At 64.1% G+C, this 15,615-nt stretch carries 16 protein-coding genes; 9 read left to right on the forward strand and 7 right to left on the reverse strand.

The features are described from left to right. Positions 1-212: 212 nt before the first annotated feature. Entirely contained in the window at positions 213-1,262 is a 1,050-nt protein-coding gene (queA, locus tag DDQ68_RS15585) for a tRNA preQ1(34) S-adenosylmethionine ribosyltransferase-isomerase QueA (RefSeq protein ID WP_109658463.1), read from the reverse strand. Between the two features lie 295 nt (positions 1,263-1,557). Between queA and DDQ68_RS15590 the strand changes: the two genes are divergently transcribed. From DDQ68_RS15590 to DDQ68_RS15620, 7 genes are all read left to right on the forward strand, one after another. Further along, entirely contained in the window at positions 1,558-2,817 is a 1,260-nt protein-coding gene (locus DDQ68_RS15590; protein ID WP_109657130.1) for an ABC transporter permease, read from the forward strand. A gap of 138 nt (positions 2,818-2,955) precedes the next feature. Then, positions 2,956-3,435: a D-glycero-beta-D-manno-heptose 1-phosphate adenylyltransferase gene (gene rfaE2, locus DDQ68_RS15595; RefSeq protein ID WP_109658464.1), complete on the forward strand. Its 480-nt coding sequence runs from the start codon at positions 2,956-2,958 to the stop codon at positions 3,433-3,435. A gap of 77 nt (positions 3,436-3,512) precedes the next feature. Beyond that, positions 3,513-4,181, forward strand: coding sequence for a zinc metallopeptidase (locus DDQ68_RS15600; protein ID WP_109657131.1), 669 nt, complete (start codon positions 3,513-3,515; stop codon positions 4,179-4,181). A gap of 104 nt (positions 4,182-4,285) precedes the next feature. Then, on the forward strand, positions 4,286-4,579 hold the full coding sequence (locus tag DDQ68_RS15605) for a hypothetical protein (protein ID WP_109657132.1): 294 nt from the start codon (positions 4,286-4,288) through the stop codon (positions 4,577-4,579). 154 nt (positions 4,580-4,733) lie between these two features. Then, entirely contained in the window at positions 4,734-5,357 is a 624-nt protein-coding gene (locus DDQ68_RS15610; protein ID WP_162550154.1) for a LuxR C-terminal-related transcriptional regulator, read from the forward strand. 143 nt (positions 5,358-5,500) lie between these two features. Further along, a complete protein-coding gene (locus tag DDQ68_RS15615; protein ID WP_109657134.1) occupies positions 5,501-6,475 on the forward strand; it encodes an SGNH/GDSL hydrolase family protein in 975 nt (324 codons plus the stop codon). Between the two features lie 119 nt (positions 6,476-6,594). Then, complete coding sequence (locus tag DDQ68_RS15620; protein WP_109657135.1) at positions 6,595-7,104, forward strand: hypothetical protein; 510 nt, start codon at positions 6,595-6,597, stop codon at positions 7,102-7,104. A 91-nt stretch (positions 7,105-7,195) separates the two neighbouring features. Here DDQ68_RS15620 and ettA read toward each other — a convergent pair whose 3' ends face one another. After that, the gene (gene ettA, locus DDQ68_RS15625) at positions 7,196-8,860 is read right to left on the reverse strand and encodes an energy-dependent translational throttle protein EttA (RefSeq protein ID WP_109657136.1); all 1,665 of its coding nucleotides are present in this window, start codon (positions 8,858-8,860) and stop codon (positions 7,196-7,198) included. A gap of 202 nt (positions 8,861-9,062) precedes the next feature. Between ettA and DDQ68_RS15630 the strand changes: the two genes are divergently transcribed. Together DDQ68_RS15630 and DDQ68_RS15635 are read left to right on the forward strand one after the other, a co-directional pair. Further along, positions 9,063-10,379, forward strand: coding sequence for a DUF349 domain-containing protein (locus DDQ68_RS15630; protein WP_109657137.1), 1,317 nt, complete (start codon positions 9,063-9,065; stop codon positions 10,377-10,379). 99 nt (positions 10,380-10,478) lie between these two features. After that, positions 10,479-10,700, forward strand: a complete 222-nt coding sequence (locus DDQ68_RS15635; protein WP_068238128.1) for a DUF2795 domain-containing protein — start codon at positions 10,479-10,481, stop codon at positions 10,698-10,700. A 63-nt stretch (positions 10,701-10,763) separates the two neighbouring features. Here the strand turns inward: DDQ68_RS15635 and DDQ68_RS15640 are convergent, their stop codons facing one another. From DDQ68_RS15640 to panC, 5 genes are all read right to left on the reverse strand, one after another. After that, positions 10,764-11,942 (reverse strand): lycopene cyclase family protein, encoded by a 1,179-nt coding sequence (locus DDQ68_RS15640; protein WP_162550155.1) that lies wholly within the window; start codon positions 11,940-11,942, stop codon positions 10,764-10,766. Positions 11,943-12,129: 187 nt separating this feature from the next. After that, entirely contained in the window at positions 12,130-12,879 is a 750-nt protein-coding gene (locus DDQ68_RS15645) for an LOG family protein (protein ID WP_245897448.1), read from the reverse strand. 257 nt (positions 12,880-13,136) lie between these two features. After that, positions 13,137-14,162 (reverse strand): lysylphosphatidylglycerol synthase transmembrane domain-containing protein, encoded by a 1,026-nt coding sequence (locus tag DDQ68_RS15650; RefSeq protein WP_109657140.1) that lies wholly within the window; start codon positions 14,160-14,162, stop codon positions 13,137-13,139. A 98-nt stretch (positions 14,163-14,260) separates the two neighbouring features. Continuing rightward, entirely contained in the window at positions 14,261-14,608 is a 348-nt protein-coding gene (gene panD / locus DDQ68_RS15655) for an aspartate 1-decarboxylase (RefSeq protein WP_109657141.1), read from the reverse strand. Between the two features lie 87 nt (positions 14,609-14,695). Then, the gene (gene panC / locus DDQ68_RS15660; RefSeq protein ID WP_109657142.1) at positions 14,696-15,553 is read right to left on the reverse strand and encodes a pantoate--beta-alanine ligase; all 858 of its coding nucleotides are present in this window, start codon (positions 15,551-15,553) and stop codon (positions 14,696-14,698) included. Positions 15,554-15,615 lie beyond the last annotated feature (62 nt).

A 15,615-nucleotide genomic window follows, 5' to 3' on the forward strand; every position in this document is an offset into this window, starting at 1 on the left:
ACGATTTTCGGACAAGTTGTTCAAACCGGAGACGCAAAGACGCGTCTCTACACCGTACTGGTGTTAATCAAAATAGCTCCTGAACAATTATCGGCAGGACGAAGCGAAAGCCGCGGACTACAACCGAAGGTCAGCGCAGCCAGAGTCCGCGCTACAAAAGAAAAGGCCCGGCCGCAAACACAGCCGAGCCTTCACTCATTCACAATTTACACTTACAAAATCAGCATGGCGTCGCCGTAGCTGAAGAAGCGGTACTTCTCCTTGATGGCTTCCTTGTAGGCTTCCATCAGCAGCGGGTAGCCGGCGAAGGCGGCCGTAATCATGACGAGCGTGCTCTCCGGCAGGTGCATGTTGGTGAGCAGGCAGTTGGCAATTTTGAACTCGTAGGGCGGGAAGATGAACCGGTCGTTCCAGCCCTGGGTGGGCTTCATGCGGGCGTTGGCCGACACCGACGACTCCATGGCCCGCAGCGTGGTGGTGCCGATGGCGCACACGCGCTTCTTGGCGTCCAGCGCTTTGTTGACGATGGCGCAGGCCTCGGGGCCCACGATGAAATTCTCCGAGTCCGTTTTGTGCTTGGTCAGGTCCTCCACGTCCACCGTGCGGAAGGTGCCCAGGCCCACGTGCAGCGTCACGGCCGCCGTTTCGATGCCCTTAATTTCCATGCGCTTCATCACCTCGCGGGTGAAGTGCAGGCCGGCCGCGGGCACGGCCACCGCGCCGATGTTCTCGGCATAAATGGTCTGGTAACGCTCCTTGTCGGCGGGCTCGGTCTCGCGTTGCAGCGTCTCCTTCGGAATGGGCGTTTCGCCCAGCTCGTGCAGCGCCTTACGGAAATCCTCGTCTGAGCCATCAAACAAAAACTTGATGGTGCGGCCGCGCGAAGTGGTATTGTCGATGACCTCGGCCACCATGTCGCTCTCGCCAAAGTACAGCTTGTTGCCAACGCGGATTTTCCGGGCCGGGTCCACCAGCACGTCCCACAGGCGCAGCTCCTTGTTCAGCTCACGCAGCAAAAACACCTCAATCGTGGCGCCGGTCTTTTCCTTGTTGCCGTACATGCGGGCCGGAAAAACCTTGGTGTCGTTGAGCACGAAGGTGTCGCCTTCGGTGAAGTAGTCGAGAATATCTTTGAAGCCGCGGTGCTCGATGGTGCCGGTGGCGCGGTGCAACACCATCAGGCGGCTGTCGTCGCGGTTGCGGGCCGGGTGCGTAGCAACCAGCTCCTGGGGGAGTTCAAACTTGAACTCATGCAATTTCATGGCCATCCGGGCAGTATTAGGGGGAAGTTAACGAAATTTGGGAACGCAAAAGTACGGCTTTTTTTGGAAGCAGCGGCGCTGGGCCCCCGGGGCGGGCGGCCAGCTTTTCGCTGGCTGCCCGCTAATTGCTGGAACAAACAGGGCTCCGCAAGCAACCGGTGCCCGGGGTCGTACTATGCATTAAGGAACAAAGCAGCGGTGGCAATGATTGGCGGGTGGCCGGCGAAAAGCCCGCCGCCCGCCCCGGGGGCCCGTTCACGCGGCTTGCAATTCGCGCCCGCGCTACCTTTACCCCATGCTCGCCCTGCGCCTCACCTTCGAAAGTATCCGTTTTGCCTGGGACGCCCTGCGGGGCAACGTGCTGCGCACGGTGCTCTCGCTGCTGGGCGTCACGGTTGGCATCTTTGCCATCATCGCCGTGTTCGCCGTCGTCGATTCGCTGGAGGCCAACGTGCGCCACAGCATGGACTTCATCGGCGACAAGGTGATTTACGTGGGCAAGTGGCCCTGGAAGTTCGACGCCAACCGGCCCTGGTGGAAATACTTCAACCGGCCCGTGCCCACCGAGCGCGAGTTTCGGGAGCTGCAAAAGCGCCTGGGCCCCAACAATAAGGGCGTGGCCATTTTCGTGGCCAACGGCGGCAACATCCTCAAGGCCGGGGCCAACTCCGTGGCCGACTGCGCTCTGCAGGGCGTGAGCTACGAGTATCGCGCCATCAGCAACGTGCCCGTGGAAGACGGCCGCTACTTCACGCCCCAGGAAATGGCCGACGCCCGGCCCGTGGCCATCCTCGGGGCCACCATTGCCGAAAACCTCTACCCGCAGGGCCACGCCCTGGGCCAGGAGTTCAAGGTGCGCGGCGCCAAGTTCATTGTCATCGGGGTGATGAAAAAGGAGGGTAAAAACATGCTCGACACGCCCAGCAACGACGCCAACTGCCTGATTCCGTACGGGGCCTTCGCCAAGCTGTTTGCCCTGAGCGCCACCGGCATGGGGGGCCCCAGCCCGTCGCTCGGCGTGAAGGGCCGCGACGATGACCCCGGCCTGCTGAACCTGGAGTACGAGATGGAGGGCGTGATGCGTAACATCCGCGGCCTCAAGCCCAAGCAGGAGGACAACTTCGCCCTGAACCGCCCCGAAATGATTGCCTCGGCCATCGGCAAGCTTTTCGACATCATTGGCATTGCGGGGGCCGTCATCGGCTCGTTTGCCATCCTGGTGGGCGGCTTCGGCATTGCCAACATCATGTTCGTGTCGGTGCGCGAGCGCACCAGCATCATCGGCATCCAGAAGTCGCTGGGGGCCCAGAACTTCTTCATCCTCTTCCAGTTCTTGTTCGAGGCCGTGTTTCTCTGTCTCATCGGCGGCGGGCTGGGCATCCTGCTGGTCTGGTTCATCACGCTGGTGCCGCAGGATTATTTGCCGCTGTTCCTCTCTAGCGGCAACGTGGCGTTGGGCCTGCTCGTGTCGGTGGGCATCGGCATCCTGGCCGGCATCGTGCCCGCCATCATCGCCGCCAACCTCGACCCCGTGGAGGCCATCCGGGCCAAGTAGCCAGGGGCCCCTGAATACAAGTAGGAACCGTCATGCTGAGCGCAGCCGAAGCATCTCTCCTGCTCAACTAATTATGATTGCCGGCGCGGGAGAGATGCTTCGGCTGCGCTCAGCATGACGTTTAAAAACGACACTCTCATGTGGACGAAAGATAAAATCCTGACCCTGGGTCAACTACGGGCCCAGCTGGCCGCGTGGCGCGCCGCTGGCCGGCCCATTGTGTTCACCAACGGTTGCTTCGATTTGCTACACCTCGGGCACGTCGACTACCTGGAGCAGGCCCGGCACCTGGGCGGAGCCCTGGTGGTGGGCCTGAACACCGACGCCTCGGTGAGCCGCCTCAAGCCCGGCCGGCCGCTGCAAGACGAGCAGGCCCGGGCCCGCATCCTGGCCAGCCTGGCCTTCGTCGATGCGGTGGTGCTCTTCGGCGAGCCCACGCCCCTGGCCCTTATCGAGGCCGTGCGGCCCGACGTGCTGGTAAAGGGCGACGATTATAGTATTGACGGAATTGTGGGCCACGATTTTGTGTTAAATAACGGCGGGCAGGTCCGCACCGTCCCCCTGGTGCCGGGCTACAGCACCTCACGCATTGTCGAGAAGGTGCGAAGCGGCGCCTAGCTGGTCTGATCCTTAATTTGCACTGTTGCCCGGGGCCCCGGGGCCCCAAAATTTTGTTTCCCTAATTCCTTTTTGCCATGTATTTCCTCGTAATTCTGTTGATGCTCGTGAGCTGGGGTATTCAGTGGCGCCTGCGTAGCAAGTTCAAAAAGTACGCCCAGGTGGGCCTGCAATCGGGCCTCACCGGGGCCCAGATTGCCGAGCTAATGCTGGCCGACCACGGCATTACCGACGTGCGCATTATCAGCACCGACGGTAGCCTTACCGACCACTACAACCCGGCCACCAAAACCGTGAACCTGAGCGAAGGCGTGTACGCCGAGCGCAGCGCCGCCGCCGCCGCCGTGGCCGCCCACGAGTGCGGCCACGCCGTGCAGCACGCCACGGCCTATTCGATGCTCCAGTTCCGCTCGGCCATGGTGCCGGCCCTCAGCGCCGTGTCGCGCTACATGCCCTGGATTTTGCTGGCCGGTATTTTCATGCTGAACCGCACCGTGATTCCGCTGGGCTTGGGCATCGCCCTTTTCTCGCTCACTACTTTGTTCTCGTTCGTGACGTTGCCCGTCGAGTTCGACGCCTCGCGCCGGGCCCTGGCCTGGATGGACAAGCGCGGCGTGGTGACCGTACAGGAGCACGCCATGGCCAAAGATGCCCTCTGGTGGGCCGCCATGACTTATGTGGTAGCCGCCATCAGCTCGCTGGCCACGCTGCTCTACTACGTGATGATTTTCATGCGCCGCCGCTAGTTTCTGCGGCTGGTTTCGCCTCTGGTAAGCCCCGGTTCTGCGCAGCAGGGCCGGGGCTTTTGCGTGGGCCAACACCTGGGCCCCAGCGCCCGTTAAGGCCGGGTATGAGCGACTCTCCCACGCTATTGCTGCGCGTAGCCACCGTCTGGGCCGTGCCCGGCCTGGGCCTGCTGGCCCTGCCCGCCGGCCCCGACGAGGCCCTGCGTGCCCACGTCCTGCACACGGCCTTGCCCGTCGAGGCCCGCCTACCAGGGGGGGGTACCGCCGCCGGCACCGCCACGGTGGAGGAAATCGAGCGCGCCGGCGTGGCCTCCTACGGCCTGCTGCTCGACCTGGGGGCTCTGGCCGCGGTGCCGCCGGACACCGAAATCTGGCAGGTGCCCAGCGCTGGCAAATAAGCGGGGCCAAGCTCAGGCAGCGGGGATAAATGCTACTTAATATAGTTTGTATAATATATATTGAGTAGCTTGGGGCATCTTTCCACCCCGTGGGAGCCCAAGCGTTGCCGGTTGGTCCGCGCGGCGGCCGCCCCGCCACCCTTTTGCCTTTGCGATGACGGCTTCTCCTCCGGCGGTTCTGCTCGTGGCCGCGCCTAGTTTGTTCCGGCAGGGTCTGCTGGGGCTGTTGCGCCAGCGCTGGCCCCAGCTGCTGCTCACCCTCACCGCCGATGCCACCCAGGTGGCCGCGCTGGTGGCCCGCCGCCCCTTCGGCGCGCTGGTGCTCGACGGCGGCAGCCTGCCCGGGCCGGTGCTGCCCCGCCTGCTGGCCCAGGTGCGCCAAGTGCGCCCCGCCCAGCGCCTGCTAGTGCTGGCCGATGCCCGCCCAGCCGCCCCGCTCGCCGGGCACGCGGGGCCCGGCCCGCCGCTGGTGCTGCCCCGCCACGTGCTGCCCCAGGCCCTGGCCGCCGCCCTGGCCCCCTGGCTGGCTGACGAGGCCGCGCCGCCGGCTACCACGCGCCCGGCCCGGGCCCCCGCCGTGGCCACCGCCTTCAGCCCTCGCGAGCTGGAAGTGCTGCGCCTGGTAGTGGACGACTACTGCAACCAGGAAATTGCCGGCCACCTCTACCTGAGCGTGCGCACCGTGGAGAGCCACCGCCGCGCCCTGCTCCAGAAATCGGGGGCCCGCACGCTGGTAGGGCTGGTGGCCTGGGCCCTGCGCGCGGGCATGGTGGCCTGACGATTAGCAACCGCGAGGCCTGGAAATTGGTATAAAGTATTGCCTTACAGAATATTTCACTTGAACCGCTGGTGTTACGGCCTCAAGCTGGGGCGCCGGGGCCCTGGCTGGGCAAAAAGAGTTTAAATTTTCCTCAACGCACCATGCTAGCGAAAAAAGCGCGAGCCGCCGCCCTCAAAAGTGCTACCGATCAGGTCCAGCAGGTGCTGGCGCTTCGCGACCAGGCCCTGCAAACCCGGCAGGCCGTGCTGAAAAAGCGCGCCTCCCAAACAGCCGGTGCGCGCCTGGCAGCACGGGCCGCTGCCCCCGCGCTGACGTCCACAGCGCAGGCGTTCGTCGCCGCCTACGGGGGCCTGCCCAGCGCCGGCATCCTGGTGGCCGAGGGCGATTCGTGGTTCGACTACCCGGGAACCGACATTCTGAAGCAGCTCGAAGACCAGCACGGGTTCGAGGTCGAATCGGTGGCGCACCGGGGCGACCCCGTGGAGGCCATGGCCTACGAGGGCGGCCAGCTCCAGGCCTTCGCCCGCACCCTGGAAAACGTGCTGCTGCGGCGTGGGGTGCTGCCGCGGGCCATCCTGCTGTCGGGCGGGGGCAACGATGTGGCCGGCTCCGACTTCCACGTGCTACTAAACCACGCCGAATCGACGGCGCCGGGCCTGAACCAAACCATCGTCCGGGGCCTCATCGAAGAGCGGCTGCAAGCGGCCTACGTCAACATTCTGGATACCGTGACGCAGATCTGCGTGGCGCGCATGGGCCAGCCGCTGCCCATCCTGCTGCACGGCTACGACTACCCCGTGCCCGACGGCCGGGGCTTCTGGGGCGGCTGGGGCCCCTTGCCCGGCCCGTGGCTGGCCCCCGGCTTCGAGCAGAAGGGCTACCACGACTTGGCGCAGCGCAAAGCCCTGGCCCGGCAGCTCATCGACGCCTTCAATGTGATGCTGGCCGAAGTGGTGGCCCGGCCCGAGTACGCCCATGTGCAGTACGTGGACCTGCGCGGCACCCTGCCCACCGACGGGCCCTACCGCACCTGGTGGGCCAACGAGCTGCACCCCACCCCCAAAGGCTTCGGCCGCGTGGCCGACCGGTTTGCGGCGCTGCTGGTGCCGGCGTAGGGCCCCCGCCCCCGGCTTGCTCCGCCCGTGTCTACGCAGGGGCCCCGCGCGGGCAGCAAGTAGCCACTTAGCCCCCCCCTAGCGACGTCGTTTCTTCTCACCCTCAATATTTTGCCGCCATGAGAAAGTGCGTTCTCTTCCTGCTCGCCGCCGTTGGCTGGTGCGGGTTCAGCAGCTGCGCCGGCTACCGAATCAAAAAAATCGACGCCGCAGATACCACCACCGAAGGCCTGCGCTACTGCCGCTCGGCCCCCTACCTGCTGGTGAGTTCGGTGAGCACCCCTGGAGAAACTGCTGCCACGGCGGCCTACCAGGTGGTGTACCTGCCCGACCCGGCCCAGACCTACGTCATCCAGCGGCACGGCGGGCTCGGCACCGTCAACGTCACGGCGGCCCTCACCGAGAGCGGGTTGCTCACCCAGTTTGGGGGCGCTACCGATTCAAAGGTGCCCGACCTCATCACGGCCCTCGGCGGTATCTTGCCCAGCGTGATAGGCTTGAAAGCGCGAGCCCAGGAGAACGGGCCCCCCGCTGCTCCCGCGCCGCGGCTCTTCAAAATAGTGTTCGGCGCCAACAACCCGGCTGGCATTAAGCTTGTTGAAGTTCAACTAGATACAACGGAAAAATAAGCATCTGCCCGTTCCTCGGCGCATAGCGAAAAAATAGCGCGAACCGGGCCGGTCCGCGCTGTTGCGTTGGTAAGCCAGGGGCCCCGGGGCCCTACCCCAGCTTCTTGTAGCGCACGCGCTTGGGCTCCACGTCCCCTAATCTTTTCCGCTTGGCTTCCTCGTAGTCGGTGAAGTTGCCCTCGAACCACACCACTTCCGAGTCGCCCTCGAAGGCCAGGATGTGGGTGGCCAGCCGGTCCAGAAACCAGCGGTCGTGGCTGATGATGACGGCGCAGCCGGCAAAGTTTTCCAGCGCGTCCTCCAGGGCCCTAATAGCGTTCACGTCCAGGTCGTTGGTGGGCTCGTCGAGTAGTAGCAGGTTGGCGCCCTGCTTGAGCGTCATGGCCAGGTGCACGCGGTTCTTCTCGCCGCCGCTTAGTGTGCCGACCTTCTTCTCCTGGTCGCCGCCGCCGAAGTTGAACTTGCTCACGTAGGCCCGTGAGTTCACCGGACGGCCGGCCAGCAGCATGGTTTCGGTGCCGCCCGTGATGGTGTCGAACACCGACTTGCTGCCGTCGAGTGAGTCGTGTTGCTGGTCGATGTAAGCGGTAAGCACCGTGGGGCCCACCTCAAACGTGCCCGCGTCGGGCTGCAGCTGGTCCGTTATCATCCGGAAGAGCGTGGTTTTGCCCGCGCCGTTGGGCCCGATAATGCCCACGATGCCGCCCTGGGGCAGCGAGAAGCTCAGGTTCTCGAACAGCAGCTTGTCGCCAAAGGCCTTGCGCAGGCCCGCGGCCTCAATCACCTGGGCCCCCAGGCGCGGGCCGTCCGGGATGAATAGCTCCAGTTTCTGCTCCTTGTCCTTGGCTTCCTCGCTGGCCAGCTTGTCGTAGTTGGCCAGGCGGGCCTTGCCCTTGCTCTGGCGGGCTTTGGGCGACATCCGTACCCAGTCCAGCTCGCGCTGCAAGGTTTTGGCACGCTTGCTTTCCGAGTTTTCCTCCTTAGCCATGCGGTCGGTTTTCTGCTCCAGCCAGCTGCTGTAGTTGCCCTTCCACGGAATGCCCACGCCGCGGTCCAGCTCCAGAATCCAGCCCGCCACGTTGTCGAGGAAGTAGCGGTCGTGGGTCACGGCAATCACGGTGCCTTTGTACTGCTGCAAGTGCTGCTCCAGCCACAGCACGCTCTCGGCGTCGAGGTGGTTGGTGGGCTCGTCGAGCAGCAGCACGTCGGGCTCGCGCAGCAGCAGGCGGCACAGGGCCACGCGGCGCTTTTCGCCCCCCGAAAGGGTGCCGACGATGGCCTCCTGCGGCGGGGTGCGCAGGGCGTCCATGGCGCGCTCCAGGCGGGCGTCGAGGTTCCAGGCGTCGAGCTGGTCCAGCCGCTCCTGCACGGTGCCTTGCCGCTCCAGCAGCTTGTCAAAATCGGCGTCTTCGGCCCCGAAGGCCTCGTTGATTTCGTCGTATTCGCGCAGCAGGGCCACGGTTTCGCCCACGCCTTCCTCCACAATCTCGCGCACCGTTTTGGTGGGGTCGAGCTGGGGCTCCTGCTCCAGGTAGCCCACCGAGTAGCCGGGCGAAAACACCACCTCGCCCTGAAACTGTTTGTCGACGCCGGCAATGATTTTTAAGAGGCTCGATTTGCCCGAGCCGTTGAGGCCGAGCACGCCAATTTTGGCCCCGTAGAAAAACGAGAGGTAGATATTTTTGAGAACTTGCTTTTGCGGCGGGTAAATTTTACTCACGCCGGCCATGCTGAAGATGATGGTCTGGTCGCTCATGGGAAAAGGCGTAGGGATGGGGTGTGGGACGGAAAAAAACAAAGAACGGCAGCCCGCTCGGGAAACTGGCCCGCCCGGGGCCCCGCGTCCGGGGCAGGTTCTGTTTCCCGCGTGGCCGTTTTCGCGTAAACTTGTAATTTCTGGCCGTTTCGGGTGGCCACTGCCCTTCTTATTGCCTCAAATTCCTGCCTGTACTTTTCTTATGGAACCAACCGACCACTTGCTGGCTGCTGCGCAGCGCTTCGGCTACGTGGCCGACGGCGAAGTGTGGCTGCGCCCCGTGCTGGGCCAGCCCGCCCGCCGCGTGGGCCTGGTGAAGGAGTCGGACGCCGACGCCCTCACTTACTTCGCCCGCCGCTTCGAGGCCTTCCGGGCCAAAGTCGACGAGCTGCTGGACCGCATGGCGGCCAGCGACAACCAGGGCTCTTTCCTGATGAAGGTGCTGCACCTGAAGGAGCAAACCCTGGCCTACGACGCGCTGGGCGACTTTGCTGCCCTGCGCCTACAACTGGAGGCCGCCGAGGCGGCCGTGGGCGTGGGCGTGGCCCGCAACCGCGAGAAAAACCTGGCCACCAAAATCGGTTTCGTAGAGGAGGCCGAGGCCCTGCGCGAGAGCGTGGAGTGGGTGTCGGCCAGCGAAAAGGTGAAGGACCTACGCCAGGGCTGGCTCAAAACCGGGCCCGTGGACAAGCCCCTGGCCGACGAGCTGGAGGCGCGCTTCCAGGCCGCCCTTCAGGCTTTTTTCGACCGCCGCCGGGCCTTCCAGGCCGATAAAAAGGCCATGGCCAACCGCGTCATGAACCGCTACCGCGACCTAGTGCTACAAGCCGAGCAGCTCCGCGAATCGACGCAGTTTGAGGGGGCCTCGCGCCAGCTCAAACTACTCCAGCAAACTTGGCGCGAAGTAGGCGGCAGCCTGCCCAAGAAGCAGGCTGCCGAGCTGTGGGCGCGCTTTCGCGGGGCCAACAACTACTTTTTCGAGCGCCTCAAGCAGCACGCGGAGGCCCAGCGCGCCGCGGGGCCCCACGCCGGGGCTCCCGGCTTGCCCGAGGAGCTGCTGGCCCGCAAGCGCTCCCTGGCCGAGCGCGCCGAAGCCCTGCTGGCCGTGCCCCCGCAGGAAGCCATTCAGCAGGCCAAAAACCTGCAAACCGAGTGGAAGCAGGTCGGCACGGTGCGCGGCGAAGAGTCGGACCGCATCTGGCAGCGCTTCATGCTGGCCTGCGACAAGGTGTTTGAGCTGAGCGCTTTGGAGTACCATTTGCGCAAGCGCCCGCTGCCCGAGGGTGGGGCCCCCGGCGGCCGCGCCCAGTTGCGGGCCGCCGCCCTGCGCGAGCTGCTTAAAACTGACGCTGAGGAGCTGGAAACGCTACGCGGCAACTTCGACAACCTGGCCGCCACGCCCGCCAACGAGGCGTTCCGGCAGCTGCTGCAAACCAAAATTCGCTCGCTGGAGCGAAAAGTGCGCACCAAAAACGATTTAATTGTGCTTTTTGACCAGCAGGCCGGTAAAATGGCTTAACCTTTGAAGCCGGTTTACGTTGGCGGGAGCGCGAACCTATTGCCGTACTTATTCGGTCTTAGCGCCTACCTTCGCTCAACTCTTTATTTTTTTTTTACTATGTACTGGACCCTCGAACTGGCCTCCTACCTGGAAGACGCCCCTTGGCCCGCCACCAAAGACGAATTGATTGACTTTTCCATCCGCTCGGGCGCGCCCATGGAAGTGGTAGAAAACCTCCAGGGCCTGGAAGACGACGGCCAGCCCTATGAGAGCATCGAGGAGGTGTGGCCCGACTACCCCACTAAGGAGGACTTCATGTTCAACGAGGACGAGTATTAAGTGAACTAAAAATTCAAAAAAAGGCAGGAATAGGGCCCCGGGTTTCGCCAGAAACCCGGGGCCCTATTCCTGCCTTTTTTTGCCTGGCCGGCCGCGCAGCACGTGCCCGATGGAGCGCATAAAGGGCCCCGGGGCCACCGAATTCATCACCCGCAGGTTGTCGGCCCAGCTGGTGGTTTCGTCCAGAAACCGGAAGATGCGGTCCACCGAATTGCGGGCGAATAGCTGCCGGAAAATGTCGCGCGTAGTTTCGCCCTGGCGCTGCATGATGTCGAGCAGCAGCGTATCGAAAAGCCGGAATTGCCAACGGTCGCCGGTGGCGTCGGCGGGCAGGTGGCCGGTGGCGGCCAGGGCGGCCACCAGCCGCGCCGAGTGCGCCTGGATGCGCCGGAATGCGTAGCCCGTGCTGGGCTTGGCCCGCCCGCCGCGCGTGCCCAGGTTAACGATGTGGGCCCCCACGCGGGCCGGCAGCGGGTGGTCGGTCATCGGGATGGCGCCGGCTTCTTCGGCTATCACGCGGTACTGGCCCGCGGCCAGCCCCAGCGTATGCTGCAAGTAATCAGTAATATGGGCTTCGTATTCGGCCTTAGGCAGCGGGGTTTCCGAGAACAGCGTGTACTCGACCAGGGCCCGGCGCGGGCCAAACGGCAGCACGTAGATGAACCGCGCCTCGTGGTGCTGGGGCCCCCGGAAGTCCATGAATTCCACTACGCTGGGGTCGAACGCGTCGGTGTCTGTTTCCACCTCCCAACCCACGAAGTGCTGCAACAGGTAGCGGTGCTTGGCGGGGTTTTGCACCACGGCGGGCGGGCGGCTGTCGAAGCCGAAGCGGGCCGTGGCGGTGCCGGCGCTGCCGCGGGCGCGCACCCCGGTGGGCGTGTTAGCCAACTCGTCCACGGTGCCGCGTTGCAGCGTGAAGCGCGGGTTGGTGGCCAGGGCCTGGCGCACGAAGGTGTAAAAATCCAGCCCCCGAATCATTTGGTAGCGGTAGGGCCCCAGGCCGATAACCCGCTCAAAACCCGGGCTGCGGAACGCAATGCGGTGCCACTCGTGCGCCACGATGGCCTCGAAGGGGTGCGGCTCGGCCGTCCAGAACGACCAGGTGCGGTCGTTCTGGTCCTTGGCCTCGGGCTCGATGAGCAGCACGGTTTTATCGGCTAGCCGCGGCTCCTGGCTGAGGTGGTAGGCCAGGCTGAGGCCCGCCGCGCCGCCGCCCACAATGAGGTAATCTGTCTGAACCACGGATTTACCGGATTTATCGGATGGGTCGGATTTTGGGGACGGCAGCATTGGGTTGTAAAGGTGGGCCTGCTACAAACAAGAAAGCCGGGCCCCAAGGCCCGGCTTTTGGCAACGATAAGTGAATGCCCAATAACAGCCGCTGATAAAAAATCAGCGAAATCACGGTTAGCTGCGATTAATCAGTGATTTAGAAGTTGGGCGAGAGCGAATATTTGTGGTAAAAGTCGTCGATAATTTTTACGGCTTCGCTGGCGTCGTCCACAATCTGAATCAGGTTTAGGTCGGCGGCCGAGATGTTATTCTCCTGGTCGAGCATCACATCGGTAATCCATTTAAACAAGCCGTTCCAATAGGCCGAGCCCACCAGCACGATGGGGAAGCGGCCGATTTTCTTGGTTTGGATGAGCGTGATGGCTTCAAATAGCTCGTCGAGCGTACCAAAGCCGCCGGGCATGCCCACGAAGGCCTGGGCGTACTTCACAAACATCACCTTGCGCACAAAGAAGTAGTCGAAGTTGATGCACTTGTCCTGGTCGATGTAGATGTTGTGGGTTTGCTCGAAAGGCAACTCGATGTTGAGGCCTACCGACTTGCCACCCTCGGCGCGGGCGCCCTTGTTGCCGGCTTCCATGATGCCGGGGCCCCCGCCGGTGATGACGCCGTAGCCATGGCGCACCAGCTTCGAGGCAATTTCCTCGGCCATCTGGTAGTATTGGTTGTCGGGCTTGGTGCGGGCCGAGCCGAAGATGCTCACGCAGGGCCCGATTTTGGACATCTTCTCAAAGCCCTCCACAAACTCGGCCATGATTTTGAAGATCTGCCAGCTGTCGGCGATCTTAATCTCGTTCCAGTCCTTGTCCACAAAAGCCTTGCGCAGGCGCTGCTCGTCGTCGACGGCCACCGTGGTGTTGCCCTGCCCGTGGGCCTGCTCGCGCATCTCGGTGATGGAGGTCAGCTTGTCGTCGTTGACGTTGGGCTGCTTGATGGTTTTGCCGCTGCCGGCATTTTGAATATCGTCGGCCAGCTTGGTTTTGCTGGTTTTGGGCGCTTTTTTAAGATCAGACATACGCTATAAAAAGGGTGGGAGGAGGCAAAAGAAAACCGCCCCGGGGCGGGGCGGCCAAAAGTAGGGCGCCAAAGTTACCGAATTGCTAACGGAAAATGGCCGTTGCGCCGGCCCCCGGGCTGGGGCTTCTACGCCGCTTCGGCGGCTACCGCCCGGCCCGTGCGCCCGGCCTGCACCATGCTGAGGGCGAAGCTGATGCCGCCGAGCAGCACCACAAGCAGCGTTTGGGCCCCGTGCACCACCAGGGCGTAGGCAATGCCGGCCTCCAGGCTCACGCCGTAGGCCACCAGTGTGCTCTGCACCATCACGTGGAAGGGCCCGATGCCGCCCGCCACCGGCGCGGCCATGCCAAACGCCCCGAAGGTGAGCACCGCCAGGCCCGCCCGCAGGCCCAGCTGGTCGGTCTCAGGAAAGCAGAAAAACGCCAGGTAATCCATCAAAAAATACACGCCCCAGGTGAAGGCCGTGTGCGCCAAAAACACGCCCTTGTGCTCCATCCGCCAGATGCTGAACATGCCCGCCAGCATGCCTTTGGCAAACACCGCGGCCCGGGCAAACAGCCGGTGCTGGCGCAGCCGCTCCAGGTTGCGCACCAGGGCCCCGGCGGCCAGCGCCAGCAGCAGTACCGTAATGCCGGCGGCCCACAGCAGGGGCGTGCGGTTGCGGGCCAGGGCGTCGAAGCGCCCGCCCAACACTTTGTCGGTTACGAAGGTCCAGAACGTGTGGAAGTCGAGCAGCAGCGTGGCGGCCAGCAGCAAGGCCAGCACCAGCACGTCAATCACGCGTTCGGTAACGACCGTGCCCAGCGATACCTCGACCGGTACGCGGCTGGTGCGCCGCAGCACCGAGCAGCGGATGACCTCGCCCATGCGCGGCAGCACGATGTTGGCCAAATAGCCCACCATCATGGCGTGGTACACTTCCCAATAAGCGGTTTTGTGCCGCGAGGCGGTGAGCTGCATTTGCCAGCGGTAGGCGCGGCTGAGGTAGCCCAGCACTGAAAGCACCATGGTGAGGCCGAGCCAGAAGTAGTTGGCCGTGCGGATGTAGTGCCCGATGCGCGAGAGGTCTTGGCCGCGCACGGCGTACGCCATCAGGGCCCCCGACACGGCCAGCAGCAGCGCGTACTTGAGGATGGTGAAAAGGAACTTCAATTTCTAGCTGTTGGCTGATAGCTACTGGCTGTCAGCTCTTTGTTGAGGTGTTTTTGAAAAGCTAACAGCCAGCAGCTATGAGCTAACAGCTAAAAAACCTATACCAGGCGGTTGTGCTCGTTGGGGAAGATGACGGTGGGGCGGTGGGCCCGGGCCTCGGCAAAGTCAATCTGGGCGTAGGAGAAGATGATGACCACGTCGCCCAGGGCCACCTGGCGGGCAGCGGGCCCGTTGAGGCACAGGGTGCCCGTGCCCCGCGCCCCGCGGATGGTGTAGGTCTCGAACCGGGCCCCGTTGTTGACGTTGACAACCGTTACCTTCTCGTTTTCCACCATGTTGGCCGCGTCCAGCAGGTCTTCGTCGATGGTGACGCTGCCCACGTAGTGCAGCTCAGCCTGCGTAACCGTGACGCGGTGGATTTTAGATTTCATCACCTCGATGTACATCGCCATAAACGGGGAAAGCTGGAATTGGTCGGAAGGGTAGGATTTGGGGCCGCAAAGGTACGCTGCCGGCCGGTGGGGGCTCCGGCCTCATACCCTCTCATCCTCCACCATCACGTTGTCGATGAGGCGTACGCCGCCCAGGTCGGCGGCCAGGCACAGCACCACGGCCCGGCCCGGGGCGTAGGCGGCCAGCGGCTGCAAAGTAGCGGCATCGGCCACGGCGAAGTACTCCAGCGTAATGCCGGGGCCCTGGGCTAGGGTGGCTTCGGCCTGGGCCTGCACCTGGGCGGGCGGCACGCCCTGGCGCACCTGCGCAGCGGCGGCGGCCAGCGCCTGGTGCAGCTGCGGCGCGGCGGCGCGGGCCGCGGGGCTCAGGCGGCGGTTGCGCGAGGACATGGCCAGTCCGTCGGCCTCGCGCACCGTGGGGAAGGCCACGATTTCAAGGTCGAACGATAGGTCGGCCACTAGCTGCCGCACGATGGCCACCTGCTGCCAGTCCTTCTGCCCGAAGTACGCCCGGTGGGGCCGCGCCGCGTGGAAGAGCTTGCTCACCACCGTGGCCACCCCGTTGAAGTGGCCCGGCCGCTGGGCCCCCTCCATCACCCGCTCCAGGGCCCCGAAGTCGAAGCGCAGCAACGCCGGCTGAGGGTACATTTCCTCGGCGCTGGGCAGGAAGGCGGCGGTGCAGCCGGCGGCGGCTAGCAGGTCGGTATCGGCCTGGGGCAGGCGCGGGTAGAGGCGGTAGTCGTCGGGGTTGTTGAACTGCGTGGGGTTTACGAACACGGTGGCCACCACGGCGTCGCACTCGGCGCGGGCGGCGGCCACCAGCTGGAGGTGGCCGGCGTGCAGGGCCCCCATGGTGGGCACCAGGCCCAGGCGGTGGCCGGCGCAGCGCGTGGCCTCGGCAAAGGCGCGCAATTCGGCTACGGTAGAAAATATTTGCATAGCAAAAGGGCCCGTTGGCCGAGCCCCGGGAAGAAAGGGGTTGAATTTCTGCCCAAAATTGT

Source organism: Hymenobacter nivis (assembly GCF_003149515.1).
GTDB classification, from domain to species: domain Bacteria; phylum Bacteroidota; class Bacteroidia; order Cytophagales; family Hymenobacteraceae; genus Hymenobacter; species Hymenobacter nivis.